This is a genomic window from Ruegeria sp. CDSA236, assembly GCF_059611285.1.
Map to the genome: position 1 here is coordinate 78859 of NZ_JBXWPG010000011.1, position 15294 is coordinate 94152.

Genomic DNA, 15294 nt, shown 5'->3' on the forward strand with positions numbered 1-15294 from the left:
CTTATGAGAGGTCACAATGCCCCAAACATCCGCCACCAATCGTCGTATTGTTCTCGCCAATCGCCCAACCGGACAACCGGACGAGAATACATTGCGCCTGGAAACCACGAGCGTTCCTGAACCTGGACCAGACGAAATGCTGGTACGTACGGTGTATCTGTCGTTGGATCCTTACATGCGTGGCCGAATGAATGACGCAAAATCCTATGCCGAACCCGTTCCGATTGGCGGTGTTATGACGGCGCAGGTCGTCGGGCAGGTGGTCAAATCCAACATCGAAGGATACGAAGTCGGTGAGTATGTGCTCAATACAAGCGGGTGGCAGGATTTTGCTGTCTCAGACGGAACGCAGGTCGTTAAGTTGGGGAAATCCCCGGACAACCCGTCTTGGTCGCTCGGAATTCTCGGAATGCCAGGCTACACGGCTTATGCCGGGCTTCTGAAAATCGGGGAGCCAAAAGCCGGTGAAACAGTTGTTGTGGCTGCCGCAGCCGGCCCGGTAGGCGCAACAGTCGGTCAGATCGCAAAGCTAAAAGGATGTCGCGTAGTGGGCATCGCAGGCGGTTCTGAAAAATGTGCTCATGTAGTCAAAAACCTTGGATTTGACGCGTGTTTGGACCATCGATCTGATGATCTGGCGGCGCAACTGCGCGAGGCTTGTCCAAGTGGAATTGACGTGTATTTCGAAAACGTTGGCGGCAAAGTTCTCTATGCCGTATTGCCGCTCTTGAACCCGTTTGCACGGGTGCCCGTCTGCGGGATTGTATCCTGGTACAACCTGCCCGGCCTACCGGACGGCCCGGATATGGGCCCTGCGATCATGGGCACGATCCTGCGGATGAAAGTCAGAATGCAGGGTTTCATAATCTTCGACAACTTTGGTGCCGACGTGTATCAGGAGTTTGTCCGCGATATGACGGCTTGGCTCAAAAACGGTTCAATAAGCTACAAGGAACATGTGGTTGAGGGGCTTGAAAATGCTCCGGAAGCATTCAATCAACTGCTGGCCGGCGGAAACTTTGGAAAGATGGTCGTAAAAGTTGGTTAGCCGGACACACAGCCAGACATTGCATCGTTCTTTGGATGGTTCCATCGTCAAAGTAACGGCCCAAAGCTGCAGTTGAGCCAAAGGTTCGATCTTCTCGGCTGATCCCGAAATCTGCCATTCGGGCTACTGGAAGGATGCGCCACTTTCAGAAGTTTAGTCGCCCGTCACGGCATTTGGATGACGCTCGACAAGGATTTTGCGTGCGGGCACATTGCTCTGGGAGGCGTGTATGTCGCCAGCGGTGAGGCAAATGCAGCTGTCGACGCTGTGCATCAGTCACTTATCCTCGAACCTAACGGATACGAGGCTAACCTCTTCATGGGTTTCTATCTCCAGTTTGCGGGGGACGCCGCAAGTGCCGTGGACTATCTGTTGATCGCCAAACGTCTTAGTCCTGTGCAGACTTACGCGTAGACGCTGCCCTATGAATGTTCGCTCCAGCAACCCGGACTCTAGGTTGGTGCATCTCACCTTAGTGCAGACTGGGCTGATCGTGTTGAAAAACTCCGATTTTCGTGAAGATGGGTGAAATACTTGCTTGCAGGAGGCCTTTCCGAGAATTCGTCGAGGGGGAACTCGCGTTGACATTGTCCGGAGCTCTCAGGGCCCCTACCAAGCACAGGGTTTCAATTTAGCCGCCGTAACGGATTCTGGCGGAAAAATGCAGCCGTCAGATACTCGAGTTTTTCAACACAATCGGCTCATAGCGGCCATCGAAGCAAACGCAGCATTCGATGATATTGTAATACGTCAACGTCGGGTTGGCGCTGACGTCAGACATCTCCCATCCCTCTTCAGGCGGAATTTGTCAGGCACCTTGCATGTAAATTTTCTGCTCCGGATCGCCGAAGAAGCCGATACAGAAGCCTAGTGAAACCGCCTGCGCCACTTCGCGGAGCGCATCCACAAAGGCCGGGTCTGTGTCCTGACTTTTATCGGCAAAGATGACCGGAAAGCCTGCTGTGCGCGTGGGCCTCCGGCTTGTGCGCCAAGGACTCCGCTTGCAGGCCATGGCAGTTCCTGATGACGTGCCGGTCCGCAACGGCCTAGACACAATGGCCGACAACCGAAAGATTGCCAAAAAAAAGAAAGTGTTGCGCCATACATTCAACTTATGGATAGTTGATCCCACTCGAAATGTTCTACGGGCGGACAAAGGCAAGCAAAGCCTCTCGCTTGGTGCTTGTCTGCGACCAACTCAAGTTTCACTGTTAGCGAATGTGAGGGAGTGACCGATTATGCCAGTTTCGTATTTGAACAGGGCCGTCGCGGCCGGGTTCCTGATTTTAAGCATTGGGATTGCGCCGGCGCTTGCCCAAGAAGGCAGCGCGGGCGGCAAGCCGAACGTTCTCGTCATTTGGGGCGACGACATCGGCCAGTCCAATATCTCCGCATACACAATGGGGTTGATGGGTTATCAAACGCCGAATATCGACCGGGTTGCCAGAGAAGGTATGATCTTCACCGACTACTACGGTGAACAATCCTGCACGGCTGGCCGGTCATCCTTTATCATGGGCCAGTCGGTCTTCCGCACCGGCCTTTCCAAGGTCGGCCTGCCCGGTGCCAAGGAAGGTATGCAGATCGAAGATCCCACCATTGCCGGCCTCCTCAAAGCCGAAGGCTATGCCACCGGTCAATTCGGCAAGAACCATCTGGGAGACCGGGATGAACACCTTCCGACGAACCACGGTTTCGATGTGTTTTTCGGAAATCTCTACCATCTGAACGCCGAAGAAGAGCCGGAAAACGAGGACTACCCGAAGGATATGGTGTTCGCAGACGGCACGACGTTCCTTGAACGGTTCGGTCCGCGTGGTGTTTTGAACGTGACCGCGACCTACGGCGAAAATGAAATCACGCAGAATATCGAGGATACCGGGGCTCTGACCCGGAAGCGGATGGAGATTGTGGACGACGAGACATCAGATGCTGCAATTGCCTGGATGGAGGAACAGACCAACGCCGGCACCCCTTGGTTCCTGTGGTGGAGCGGCACACGGATGCATTTCCGTACCCACGTCAGCGAAGAGAACCGCGCGTTCGCGGATGAGTTATACAATGGGGAAAAAGCTGATGAATACACTGCCGGCATGATCGAACACGACATGGATATCGGCAAGTTCCTCGAAAAGCTTGACGAACTCGGCATCGCCGATAATACCATCGTGTTCTATTCTACTGATAACGGCGTCCATATGAACACATGGCCGGATGCCGGAATGACCCCGTTCTGGGGCGAGAAGAACACCCAGTGGGAAGGCGCCTGGCGGGTGCCTGCTATGGTCCGCTGGCCCAGTAATATCGCGCCCGGAACGATCTCGAACGAGATCGTGCATCACATGGATTGGCTGCCAACATTCCTGGCCGCTGCAGGCAATGAAACCATCAAGGAAGATTTGCTCGAAGGCATCACCGTTCCGGAAATGGCAGGCCGCGAGTATCGCGTCCATCTCGACGGCTACAACCTATTGCCAATGCTCAAGGGTGACACGGACAAGAGCCCGCGTAATGAGATCTTCTACTTCACTGACGACGGCGACCTCGCGGCGATCCGGCTCAACAACTGGAAGATCACCTTCCTCGAGCAGAAGGCCTGGGGAACTCTCCGGGCCTGGATGGAGCCGCTGACGCCGCTGCGCGTGCCGCTGATCTTCAACCTGCGCCGCGACCCTTATGAACGCGGTTACCGGACGTCGAACACCTATTACGACTGGCTGATGGACCACGCCTTCATGCTGGTGCCGGCCCAGGCTTATGTTGGGCAGTTCCTGGCAACCTTCGAAGAATACCCGCCACGGCAGGAGGCGGCTTCGTTCAGCCTCGACAAGGTAATGGAGAAGCTGTCGCAGCCGGGCGGCTCGCAGTAGACTCATCCCACTTCGTCCCGACGGAGTATTCCGTCGGGGCGCCTAATTTTCCGGTTGCCTCGGCATCCCTTTCCCTGCATTTGCGGAGGTTGTCCCTATGCGTGCTCTGCTAATTTCAATTCCTTTGACAATTCTGTTTGCATCAGCTCCGCTCGCTGACCCTTTGCCGTCTTGGACGGATACGGCCACCAAGGATCGGATCATTGCGTTTGTCGAAGGCATAACGGACCCGGATTCACCTGATTATGTCACCCCGGCCGCGCGTATTGCGACCTTCGACAATGACGGCACGCTCTGGGCAGAACAGCCGGTCTACTTTCAACTGCTATTTGCCATCGACCGATTGAAAGAAATGGCTGCCGCTGATCCCGGGGTGCTCACGTCTGACGTGCTGCGGGCCGCAGTCGAAGGCGACATGGAGACAGTGGCCGCCTCGGGCACTGAGGGACTGTTGGAAATCGTCTCCACCACCCACTCCGGCCTGACGGTGGACGAGTTCCAGGCGGTCGTGCGCAGCTGGCTGGACACGGCCAGGCATTCCGGCACAGGCCTGGCCTATGACCAAATGGTCTATCAACCCATGCTGGAGCTCTTGACCTATCTACGCGATGAAGGCTTCCGTACCTACATCGCCTCAGGCGGCGGCCTGCATTTCATCCGGGTGTTCTCTGAAAGCGCCTATAACATTCCGCCCGAGCAGGTCATCGGATCCATCGGAAATGGCAGTTATTCCGCCGGGGACGGACCGCCGCGGGTGATGAAGGACCCCGGTTTATTCTTCATCGACGACAAGGCAGGTAAGCCCGTTGCTATCGAGGCCCGCATCGGGCGCCGGCCGGTGATCGCAGTGGGAAATTCCGATGGAGACTTCCAGATGCTTGAGTGGACTACTGCGGGCGATGGTGCGCGGCTGGGCATCCTGCTGCACCATACTGACAGCGAACGCGAATACGCTTACGGCCGTGAAAGCCATATCGGGCAGCTTGCACGCGGACTTGATGAAGCAGCCAGCCGCGGTTGGCTGGTAATCGACATGGCCCGTGATTGGGAGCGGATCTGGCCGAGCCGCGAATGAAGCCCTGCACCATCCCTGTCCATGAACGACCCAGAAAATCGGATGGCCCTCTGAAAATGCAGATTGTAGTCTTGATCCTTCTCTTGCTGCTGGGTCTGCCAGCGATGGCCCAGAGCCTTGACGGCTACTTGGGGTCGGATCGTTGCACCGGTTGCCATAAGGACAGTGCCGCAGGCTGGGCAGGATCGCATCACGCTCAGGCCTGGACAACGCCTTCGCGGGAGACGGTCGCAGGTGACTTCGGCGGAACGGCCTTTCACCATGACGGTATGACCGCCCGGTTTCAGACAGGAGCTGAGGGCGGATACTACGTCGAGGTGATCGAAAAGGATGGATCGCAGGCGGAATACAAAGTGCATTCGGTTGCGGGGATCGAACCGCTGCAGCAATATCTTCTCGAGACCGAACCGGGGCAGCTGCAGAGTTTTGACGTGGTCTGGGACACCGAAGAGGGGAAGTGGTTCCACCTTTATCCGGACCAGACCCTGCCCCCGTTGGATGGTCTGCATTGGACGGGTCCCTACAAGACCTGGAATGCGCGCTGTGCGGAGTGCCACGCCACCGGGTTCCGCAAAAACTACGACGCACGCCGTTTAAGCTATGCATCAACCCAGGTCGAAATAGGCGTTGGCTGCGAGGCCTGCCACGGACCGGGAAAGGACCACGTTGATTGGGCTGATACGTGGGAAACGACAAGGACACCGCCGCCCGCAAACCATGGATTTCCTGTGGATTTCGCCGATCCTCGGCAGGCAGTCGAACAATGTGCGACGTGCCATTCCAGACGCGAAGCCAACTTGGACGGCAACCCGGTGCCAGGCACGCGTTTTCATGATGCCTACACGCTCGCACTTTTGCGCCCAGGACTTTACCACGCGGACGGGCAGATCCAGGACGAGGTCTATGTCTACGGCTCCTTTCTGCAATCTAAGATGCACGCTCGGGGCGTGACTTGCCTGAATTGCCACGGCGCACACAGTCTGGACCTGAAGGCAGAAGGCAACGGCCTTTGCACCCAATGCCACAGCCCAGCGGGTAATCCGGACTTCCCAACACTCACAGCAGCGGACTACGACAGCCCTGCACATCACTTCCACCCGGAAAGCAGCGCCGGAGCGAAGTGCCAGTCCTGCCACATGCCAGAACGCGTCTACATGGGCAACGACTGGCGCGCCGATCACTCCTTCCGCATTCCCCGGCCGGATCTTTCGCCGGTGACGGGAGCACCGGATGCCTGCACCGCCTGCCACCGCGGCCAGGACGCAGCCTGGGCAGCTGCACAGATTTCCGCTTGGTATCCGGACGACAGAAACCGTGGCCGGCATTACGGGGAGGTGCTGGCGCGGGGACGTGCCGATGCAGCAGCGGCGGCCGGCGACTTGACCACGCTTGCGCAGAATACCAGCCAGCCGGGCATCGTGCGGGCCACTGCGCTCTGGCTTCTGGAGCAGTCCAACGACCCGCTGTTCGCCGCTAGGCTGACGGACCTGCTGCGGGACCCGGATCCGCTTGTCCGCGCTGCCGCGGCCTCTCTGCAGCGCCTTGCACCGCTTCAGGAAAGGGGCAAGCGCCTGGCCGATGTCTTTGCCGACCCTGCCCGCAATGTGCGCATGGCCGCTGCCCGCGCGATGCTGGGTGATACGGAGAACGGCCTCCAGAATGGAACCGCCAGAGAGCTGCAAGCCGCCATGGCTGAATGGCAGTATGCCATGGCAAACCGGCTCGATTTTCCTGAAACCCACCTCCAACTGGGCGGTGTGGCACTGACCATGCGCAACATGGGCATGGCCACATCCGCGTTCCGTGAGGTGGTGCGGCTGGATCCGCAACGGCTGGATGCATGGATGATGCTGGCCAGGATCACAGCGGCAACCCAAGGACGCGTTGCTGCCGCCGCGGTTGTGGCAGAAGCTCTGTCAGCCAATCCGGAACATCCCACACTTCTGGCCACACAGGCAGAGCTGGAAGGAAAACCTGCGCCGCAAGGAGATAGCGAGTGACTGCTCTTGCCAGAATCCGGAACCTCAGAGCGGACCGCTGAGCTGCTCAGCTTCTGCTATCTCTGAAGCCACCCGGCACACAATGAAATGTTAGCTCAAAAGGCACTGCCTATGAAGACGATCTTGACCGCAATCGTGCCGGCAGTTGCCGGCATCCGGGCCCGCGTCTGCTCAGAATACTGACTGGAACTACGAGGCAACGATCTACCTGTTCGCGCCCGAGACCAAAACCGCAATCGATACACCCTCAGGGCAGATCAAGGGCGCACTCATGTTTGGCGACGCGCTTGAGAATCTGGACTTTGCCTTTATGGGAGCCTTTGCCGCCAGTAACGGGAAATGGAGCTTTCTCACCGACTATATGTACACGGACCTGTCCTTCGGCAACGAGATTGTATCTTTGGTACTAGAGATGCGCCGCAACGCGTGCCAGCCCTCATTGGTGGCGGCAGACATCCACGGCATTTCTTCATGTAAAGAAGATACTGTCTCGTCCACCCAGTGCTCGCCTCTCGGCTCCACCAAGCGAACCTCATTCATTAGTGGGCGCAGTCGTTGGATTTCTTTCTCCGAGAGATGCCCAAGACCTGAGGCTTCAGCCCTGTGTTGTGGGATGCGCTGAACTAGATTTTTGATGCGCCGCTTGTCATCTCAAGTTAGCGCGACACTATCCGATAGTTCGCGAGCAACTTTATCGAAATCATCTCCGCCGAGATCGACCGAATGTTCATCGTCTCCGATGAATTCTCTGGCCAGCCGCGTTTTGCGCTATTTCTTCAAATATTCAGTGAATCGATGCGTGAGTGCACGATTTTCAAAGTTGGGATCCGTGGCAAGTAGGAGTTTGATGGTCTTCATAGCAGTTCCCTCATCTATCCAGTGAGACAAACCGACCGAAAACGAGCGCAAAAGAAGATAAATTATCAGCAGCTACCGGTCGGCCCTAACAGGGGCAGATCAGAAAAATCGTATGAGAAAGATATGCTGTGATGTCGTCATAGAATGAAACAGCCCTATTGCCGGACGCACGCTAATACCTTCGTACTATTGATACTGGCTGAGAAAGCATCTGTTAAGAAACATCAAACGCTTTCCCGCCCCTATGATAACAAGGGGATTTTGATACTTGGGCGACAAAGACCTTGTCTTTGGGCGAAAAAATCGCTGATTTGGGTCTCAATTGCTTGGTGTATCAACAACAAACCCACTACTTCAGATCACCCGCATTTAGAGTGACCGCAGCTACGGCAGGTCATGCATCCTTCGATCATCACCATGTCGAACTGACCGCAGGACGGGCAGGCTTTGCCGCGGGGGCCGTCGAGGTTGACCACTTGCGCCTGAGGGTCGGATTTCAGCCCCATCCCTTCGCCCTCAAGGAAGCCTATATTGATCAGGTGCTGCTCGATCACTCCGCCAATCGCGGCCAGGATCGAGGGGATGTATTTGCCTTTCACCCAGGCCCCGCCACGCGGGTCGAACACCGCCTTGAGTTCCTCGACCACAAAGGACACATCACCGCCCCGACGGAACACGGCCGAGATCATGCGGGTCAGCGCAAGCGTCCATGCATAATGCTCCATGTTCTTGGAGTTGATGAATACCTCGAACGGACGACGGCGGCCGCCAATGACAATGTCATTTATGGTCAGGTAAATCGCATGCTCGCTGTCGGGCCATTTCAACTTATATGTTGACCCCTCTAGCGATTGTGGGCGGTCCAGCGGTTCGGACATATAGATGACATCGCCGCCATCAACCTCGTGCGGCGCATCCGCACTTTCTCCAGGAGCTTTGTCGGCACTCTCTGATACGGTCAGAACCGACCCCGTCACATCGTTGGGGCGATAGGTCGTGCACCCTTTGCAGCCCTGATCCCAGGCCTGCATGTAGACATCTTTGAAAGCGTCAAAGCTGATATCCTCGGGGCAGTTGATCGTCTTGGAAATCGAGCTGTCGATCCATTTCTGTGCCGCCGCCTGCATCTTGACATGATCAGACGGAGGCAGCGTCTGCGCGTTGACGAAATAGTCGGGCAGGTCCTTATCACCAAACTTGTCGCGCCACATCTGAACAGCGTAATCCACGACTTCTTCTTCGGTGCGTGAGCCATCTTTTTGCAGGACCTTGCGCGTATACGCATAGGCAAAGACCGGCTCGATCCCCGAAGAGACGTTGCCCGCGTACAGGGAAATCGTCCCCGTCGGGGCAATCGACGTCAGCAGCGCGTTGCGGATGCCGTGTTCGCGGATCGCATCGCGTACGTCGTCATCCATCTGCAGCATTGTGCCGCTGGCCAGGTACTTCTCGGCTTCGAACAAGGGAAACGCCCCCTTTTCCTTTGCCAAATCGACCGACGCCAGATACGCGGCGCGGGCGATTGCGTGCAACCAGCGCTCGGTCTGACGCGCCGCCTCGTCAGAGCCATAGCGTAGACCCAGCATCAACAGTGCATCGGCCAGCCCGGTGACACCCAAACCAATGCGGCGTTTATCTTGCGCCTCGGCCTCTTGTTCGGCCAGCGGGAATTTCGAGGCGTCGACCACATTGTCCATCATGCGAACGGCGGTGGCGACCAGCTCTTGCAGCGCGGCCTCATCGAGATGTGCGGCATCCTCGAACGGTCCGGTCACCAGACGCGCCAGGTTGATCGAGCCCAACAGACAGGCGCCATACGGCGGCAGGGGCTGTTCACCGCAGGGGTTCGTCGCCGCGATGGTCTCGACATAGCTGAGGTTGTTGGCCGCATTGATCCGATCGATGAAGATCACACCTGGCTCGGCATAGTCGTAAGTGGCCTGCATGATCTTGTTCCATAGATCGCGGGCCTGGATGGTGTGATAGACCTTGCCATCAAACACCAGTTCCCACGGGCCATCGGCCTTGACTGCCTCCATGAACGGATCTGTCACCAGAACCGACATGTTGAACATGCGCAGACGGGCCGGGTCGGATTTGGCGGTGATGAACTGTTCGATATCGGGATGATCGCAGCGCATGGTCGCCATCATCGCCCCGCGGCGCGACCCCGCGGACATGATCGTGCGGCACATCGCGTCCCACACATCCATAAAGCTCAGCGGCCCCGAGGCGTCCGCCGCCACCCCGTGTACATCCGCCCCACGCGGACGAATGGTTGAGAAATCATAGCCGATCCCCCCACCCTGCTGCATGGTCAGGGCGGCCTCTTTCAACATATCGAAAATACCGCCCATGCTGTCTGGTATGGTTCCCATGACAAAACAGTTGAACAGGGTCACCCGGCGTGCAGTGCCCGCACCGGCGGTGATGCGTCCGGCGGGCAGATATTTGAAATCCTCCAACGCCTCAAAGAACTTGTCTTCCCAATGAGCAGGGTCCTGTTCCACGCGGGCCAGATCGCGAGCGATACGGCGCCAGCTGTCTTCAACCGTTTGGTCGATGGGTGTTCCATCCGCCTGTTTAAAGCGGTATTTCATGTCCCAGATCTGCTCGGCGATGGGGGCGGCAAAGCGGCTCATTGGTGATTCCCTGTCTTGAAAGAGGTATCCAGATTAGCCCAATTCGCACCTTCACCACAACACCTTGATGAAGCGGTGCAGAAGGCTACAATATAAAGGTAGCCTTGGGACGACTCTGTGGGAAAGCTGTGGATAAGTACGTAAACCTCATAAAACTGTCCGTCGGATCAGAAAGCGTCGACACGCTGATCGCATGGCAGGAGAGTCGCATGCCTATGTACGAGGACGGATTGCCGCGCCACGTGACACGCATGTGGCCCAAACGCGAGGCAGAGATTCTGAATGGCGGATCAATCTATTGGGTGATCAAAGGCGTTGTGCAATGCCGTCAGCGCATCCTACGTATGGACGAAGTGATCGGGGATGACGGCATTCGCCGCTGCGCCATTATTCTGGATCCTGAGGTTCATCGCACCCAGAACGCCCTGAAGCGCCCCTTTCAGGGGTGGCGTTATCTCAAGCCCGAGGACACCCCCGCCGATCTGCCAAAAACCCGCGCGCAGGACGATGCCCTGCCCGATGATCTGAACCGCGCGCTGGCGGATATCGGCGTGCTGTAATCAGGCCAGACGGTCGAGCACCTCAGTCAGAACATCCTTGTCTTCGTCCGTATACTTGGCCACCCGGCTGCGCCATAGGGTTGCTTGCGATTGCAGGATCAACCCGTCTGTCAGGATTTTCAGGTGGTTGGCGCGCAGGGTTTCCCCCGTTGATGTGATATCGGCAATCGCTTCGGCGGTTTCATTCACTACCGTGCCTTCGGTCGCCCCCTGGCTGTCGACCAGCGTATAATCGGCCACGCCCGCATCTGTCAGAAATTCACGCACCAACCGGTGGTATTTGGTGGCAATCCGCAGGCGGTGGCCGTGGGTCTTGCGAAAAGCCGCTGCCGCCGCATCAAGGTCATCAAGCGTGTCCACGTCGACCCAGCAGGCTGGCGTAGCGATGATCAGATCGGCCTTGCCAAACCCAAGCGGAGATACTTCTTCGACCTGCTGTTCCCAGCGCGGCAGTTTTTCATGCACCAGATCAATTCCGGTGACGCCAAGATGAATGCGACCAGCGGCCAGTTCACGCGGAATTTCCCCCGCCGATAACAGGATAAGCGAGACACCCTCGATCCCTTCCACCTTACCGGCATATTCGCGGTCCGACCCACTGCGAGACAGCGTGATGCCGCGCTTTTCGAACCACGAAAAGGTCTTTTCCATCAACCGGCCCTTTGAAGGCACGCCCAGTTTCAGGCTCATTGCGCGTCCTCCTCAATCTCCAGCATCAGGTCCGGGCGCAGCACGCCGCCAACGGCCGGAATTTCTGCCCCTTTGCCCAAGTGGCGGGTCAGTGCATCATAGCGCCCCCCAGTGGCAATGGGCGGCAAATCCGGCCGGCCCTCGGCGTAGAAACCAAAGACAAACCCATCATAATACTCCATCGAGGTCCGGCCATAAGACGCTTCGAAATCCAACCTGTCCACATCCACGCCGCGCGCTTGCAAGGCCGCGATCCGCGCCTCAAGCCGGTCCAGTGCCGGGGTGATCTGCGGCAAGTCCACCGCCACGTCGCGCAGCTGCTCAAGCGCAAAGGGCATGGTTTCTCGGACGTTCAGCAGGGTTTCCAACCCGGCCAGTTCGTTGTCGGAAATCGGTGGGGTATCACGATCCTCACGCAGGGCTTCGATCCGTGCCTGAATTTCAGAGGCGCGGCGCTTGCCGATCATAGGCGCGTCGGTTGCCAAAGGGTCAGCAGCCTCGAGTAAGGTCTTGCGTCCTTCTGGCCCCGGCTTGCGCCCAGCGAAACGGTCCAGCAAGACGCGAAAACGGCGGGGCCGCCACAGATGGCGCATCAGGGCCGCCTTGCGCCGGTCGGAAGTCCTCAGCCCCTGGACAGCAGCGGTCAGAATACCGATATCCCCGGTTGCCGCCCGCAGGGGCAACCCACGCAGTTGCAGCGCAAACAGCGAAAACACTTCGGCATCGGCACTGGCCGGATCGGTGCGATCAAACACCTCATACCCGACCTGGATATATTCATTCGCGCGATCCGGATCGTGTTCCTGCCGTCGAAACACCTCACCCGAATAGGTATAGCGCGCCGGTTCGGCACCGTCGGACATGTGCATTTGCACCACCGGCAGCGTGAAATCCGGGCGCAGCATTTGTTCACCATGCAGCGCATCCGAGGTCACGTAAGCACGGGCGCGAATGTCTTCCCCATAGAGGTCCAGCAACGTTTCAGCCGGTTGCAACAGAGGCGGATCAACAACCCGGGCACCTGCGGTCTCAAATCGCACCCGCATCATTGCTGCGCGCGTCTGTATCTGAGTACGGTTGGCCATGGCTCAGTCCTGACTGTCCAGAATTTCGCGCACCTTGGCGACCAGATCACCGCGCGGCACCTCGAACTGGCTGGGGCGTTCTTTCCATTCCTCAAGCGTGGCGCTTTCGGCGATCTTGGCACCGAGGATCAGGTCCTTGATCTGCAGGATCCCGTTCGCCTTTTCGTCGCCGCCTTCGATCACCGCAATGGGTGAGTTCCGTTTGTCCGCATATTTCAGCTGATTGCCAAAGTTCTTGGGGTTGCCCAGATACACCTCGGCCCGGATGCCCGCATTGCGCAACTCGGCCACCATGGCCTGATAATCCGCCATGCGGTCGCGATCCATGACGGTGACAACCACCGGCCCCTTGGCCTGTGCGCTGATCCGCCCCTTTTCGCGCAGGGCGGCCAGCAGACGGTCAACCCCGATCGAGACGCCGGTCGCGGGCACTTCCTGCCCGGTGAATCGCTTGACCAGATCGTCATAGCGCCCGCCGCCTGCGACAGAGCCGAACTGCCGCTTGCGGCCTTTCTCGTCAAAGATATCAAAGGTCAACTCGGCCTCATAGACCGGACCGGTGTAATAGCCCAACCCACGCACGACCGATGGGTCAATCTCGATCCGATCCGCGCCATAGCCGCCGGCTTCCAGCAAGGTCCCGATCTGTTCCAGTTCGCCAATGCCATCCGCACCGATTTGGCTGTCACCCACGGCGGCACGCAGATTGGCCAGCGTTCCTGCGGTATCTGCAGCTTTGGAGGTCAGGAAGGCGATGACCGGTTCTGCCTGATCATCGCTTAGACCCACGCCGTCGATGAAGGCACCTGACGCGTCCAGACGACCCTTGGTCAGCAATTCGCGCACGCCTGCTTCGCCCACCTTATCGAACTTGTCGATGGTGCGCAGCACGCTGTCACGGGCGGCGGCGTCTTCGCCCAGACCCATCGCCTCGAGCACGCCGTTCAGTACCTTGCGATTATTCACCCGCACCAGATAGTCACCGCGCGGGATGCCCACGGTTTCCAGCGTATCCGACAACATGGCGCAAATCTCGGCATCCGCCGCCATTGATGCGGTACCCACCGTATCCGCATCACATTGATAAAACTGACGATACCGCCCCGGGCCTGGCTTTTCGTTGCGCCAGACCGGACCCATCGCATAGCGGCGATACGGTGTCGGCAGATCGTTGCGGTGCTGCGCATAGACGCGGGCCAATGGCGCGGTCAGGTCATAGCGCAGGGCCATCCAATCGCCCTTGTCGTTCTCATCGAATTCCTGCCAAGCAAAGACGCCTTCGTTCGGGCGATCCACGTCAGGCAGGAACTTGCCCAGCGCTTCGACCGTTTCGACCGCGCTGCTCTCCAAAGCATCAAAGCCATAGCGATGATAGACACCCGCGATAGTCCACAGCATCTCGGTGCGCTGCGTGACTTCCTCGCCAAAATAGTCGCGAAACCCTTTCGGCGTTACGGCCTTGGGGCGGGGCTGTTTCTTGGGCTTGGCCATTTGGGGCGTCCTTGGGCGTTAAGTGTTCCGCGCGCGGTCTATCCCATGGCCCGTTTCGGGGCAAGGCGCGCTTTCGCTGGCCTTGCACAGCCGGTGCCGTTATGACCGGCCCGAGACAGGAGTTTCCAATGCAACATCTGGAAGAGCAGATCGCCCATCTGACCCGCACGGTCGAAGATCTGAACACAATCGTCACGCGCCAGCAGGATGAGATCGACAACTTGACCCGCCGGGTTGAGGTGCTGATGCGCCGCGAAGGTGAACGGGCACAAGAAGGATCAGGCGGCATCATCCTAGGAGACGAACGCCCGCCGCATTACTGAGCGATTACAAGCCGAGCGTCGTTTTCACCGCATTGTCGACAACCCCGCCCAACAGGGCATGCTGGTCCTCGGCGCAGCCCTCTCTCAATGCGGCTATGAAGGTCTCGCGCAGTTTCGCTTTGTCCTCGTCCGTGCTTGCGTGATCATTGATATCAATCTGGCGGTTATAGATCGACAGCGCTGTCATCTTCTCGACAACCGCATAGATATAGGCCTCATCACCGTCCGACTCTTCAACCACCGTTGCACAGGTATGATACATGACGGGCAATGCGTCCTGAACCATTTGTTCAGCAGCTTCGTCGGCGATGGCCATGCCCGGAACGATCATGCACAGGCTTGCGAGAGCGGTTTTCATTTGGGTCAAACGCATCGTAGTCATTTCCAGTTATGTCCAATAAGGGCCCCGGCCACGCCACCGATTGCCGCGCCCTTGCCATCACCAATCAAAGCACCGACGCCCGCCCCGATCAACGCGCCTTCGATGGTGTTCTTTTTCTTCTTGTCGTCCGCCACCACCGACCCGGCGGTGACCAAGGCCACCGACGCTGCCAATATCAATGTTCGAAAACCGAAATGTGGGATCGTCATATGGTTGCCCTCCTGTGGCATCACCAGAAAATCTCTTTCAGTCCTCAGCCTATCCGGCGGG

At 57.9% G+C, this 15294-nt stretch carries 14 protein-coding genes; 8 read left to right on the forward strand and 6 right to left on the reverse strand.

Annotated features, from left to right (window positions below):
- The first annotated feature begins 16 nt into the window (after window positions 1–16).
- From curA to AC2FLB_RS16515, 6 genes are all read left to right on the forward strand, one after another.
- The gene (curA, locus tag AC2FLB_RS16490; protein ID WP_496709670.1) at window positions 17–1048 is read left to right on the forward strand and encodes an NADPH-dependent curcumin/dihydrocurcumin reductase; all 1032 of its coding nucleotides are present in this window, start codon (window positions 17–19) and stop codon (window positions 1046–1048) included.
- Window positions 1049–1225: 177 nt separating this feature from the next.
- Window positions 1226–1462, forward strand: a complete 237-nt coding sequence (locus AC2FLB_RS16495; RefSeq protein ID WP_496709671.1) for a tetratricopeptide repeat protein — start codon at window positions 1226–1228, stop codon at window positions 1460–1462.
- An 824-nt stretch (window positions 1463–2286) separates the two neighbouring features.
- The gene (locus AC2FLB_RS16500) at window positions 2287–3918 is read left to right on the forward strand and encodes an arylsulfatase (RefSeq protein WP_496709672.1); all 1632 of its coding nucleotides are present in this window, start codon (window positions 2287–2289) and stop codon (window positions 3916–3918) included.
- A gap of 97 nt (window positions 3919–4015) precedes the next feature.
- Window positions 4016–4993, forward strand: coding sequence for an HAD family hydrolase (locus AC2FLB_RS16505; protein ID WP_142638883.1), 978 nt, complete (start codon window positions 4016–4018; stop codon window positions 4991–4993).
- A gap of 56 nt (window positions 4994–5049) precedes the next feature.
- Window positions 5050–6993, forward strand: coding sequence for a multiheme c-type cytochrome (locus tag AC2FLB_RS16510; protein ID WP_496709673.1), 1944 nt, complete (start codon window positions 5050–5052; stop codon window positions 6991–6993).
- A gap of 271 nt (window positions 6994–7264) precedes the next feature.
- Entirely contained in the window at window positions 7265–7615 is a 351-nt protein-coding gene (locus AC2FLB_RS16515; protein ID WP_496692288.1) for a hypothetical protein, read from the forward strand.
- Between the two features lie 595 nt (window positions 7616–8210).
- Here AC2FLB_RS16515 and AC2FLB_RS16520 read toward each other — a convergent pair.
- Window positions 8211–10493 (reverse strand): adenosylcobalamin-dependent ribonucleoside-diphosphate reductase, encoded by a 2283-nt coding sequence (locus AC2FLB_RS16520; RefSeq protein WP_271952531.1) that lies wholly within the window; start codon window positions 10491–10493, stop codon window positions 8211–8213.
- Between the two features lie 128 nt (window positions 10494–10621).
- Between AC2FLB_RS16520 and AC2FLB_RS16525 the strand changes: the two genes are divergently transcribed.
- Window positions 10622–11053 carry a DUF1489 family protein gene (locus AC2FLB_RS16525; protein WP_496692280.1) on the forward strand — a complete coding sequence of 144 codons (432 nt, stop codon included), beginning with the start codon at window positions 10622–10624 and terminating at the stop codon, window positions 11051–11053.
- Here the strand turns inward: AC2FLB_RS16525 and hisG are convergent, their stop codons facing one another.
- From hisG to hisS, 3 genes are read right to left on the reverse strand one after another with little or no spacing between them, the layout of a single operon-like run.
- The gene (hisG, locus tag AC2FLB_RS16530; protein ID WP_496703847.1) at window positions 11054–11743 is read right to left on the reverse strand and encodes an ATP phosphoribosyltransferase; all 690 of its coding nucleotides are present in this window, start codon (window positions 11741–11743) and stop codon (window positions 11054–11056) included. It abuts the gene before it with no gap.
- Complete coding sequence (locus AC2FLB_RS16535) at window positions 11740–12828, reverse strand: ATP phosphoribosyltransferase regulatory subunit (RefSeq protein ID WP_142638892.1); 1089 nt, start codon at window positions 12826–12828, stop codon at window positions 11740–11742. Before AC2FLB_RS16535 ends, hisG begins: the two co-directional genes overlap by 4 nt.
- 3 nt (window positions 12829–12831) lie before the next feature.
- On the reverse strand, window positions 12832–14319 hold the full coding sequence (gene hisS, locus AC2FLB_RS16540) for a histidine--tRNA ligase (RefSeq protein WP_496709674.1): 1488 nt from the start codon (window positions 14317–14319) through the stop codon (window positions 12832–12834).
- A 128-nt stretch (window positions 14320–14447) separates the two neighbouring features.
- Here hisS and AC2FLB_RS16545 point away from each other — a divergent pair, with 128 nt between their 5' ends.
- Complete coding sequence (locus AC2FLB_RS16545; RefSeq protein ID WP_142638896.1) at window positions 14448–14642, forward strand: SlyX family protein; 195 nt, start codon at window positions 14448–14450, stop codon at window positions 14640–14642.
- A 4-nt stretch (window positions 14643–14646) separates the two neighbouring features.
- Here the strand turns inward: AC2FLB_RS16545 and AC2FLB_RS16550 are convergent, their stop codons facing one another.
- Together AC2FLB_RS16550 and AC2FLB_RS16555 are read right to left on the reverse strand one after the other, a co-directional pair.
- Complete coding sequence (locus tag AC2FLB_RS16550; protein WP_496692277.1) at window positions 14647–15000, reverse strand: hypothetical protein; 354 nt, start codon at window positions 14998–15000, stop codon at window positions 14647–14649.
- A gap of 20 nt (window positions 15001–15020) precedes the next feature.
- A complete protein-coding gene (locus AC2FLB_RS16555; RefSeq protein ID WP_496709675.1) occupies window positions 15021–15233 on the reverse strand; it encodes a YMGG-like glycine zipper-containing protein in 213 nt (70 codons plus the stop codon).
- Between the last annotated feature and the right edge of the window lie 61 nt (window positions 15234–15294).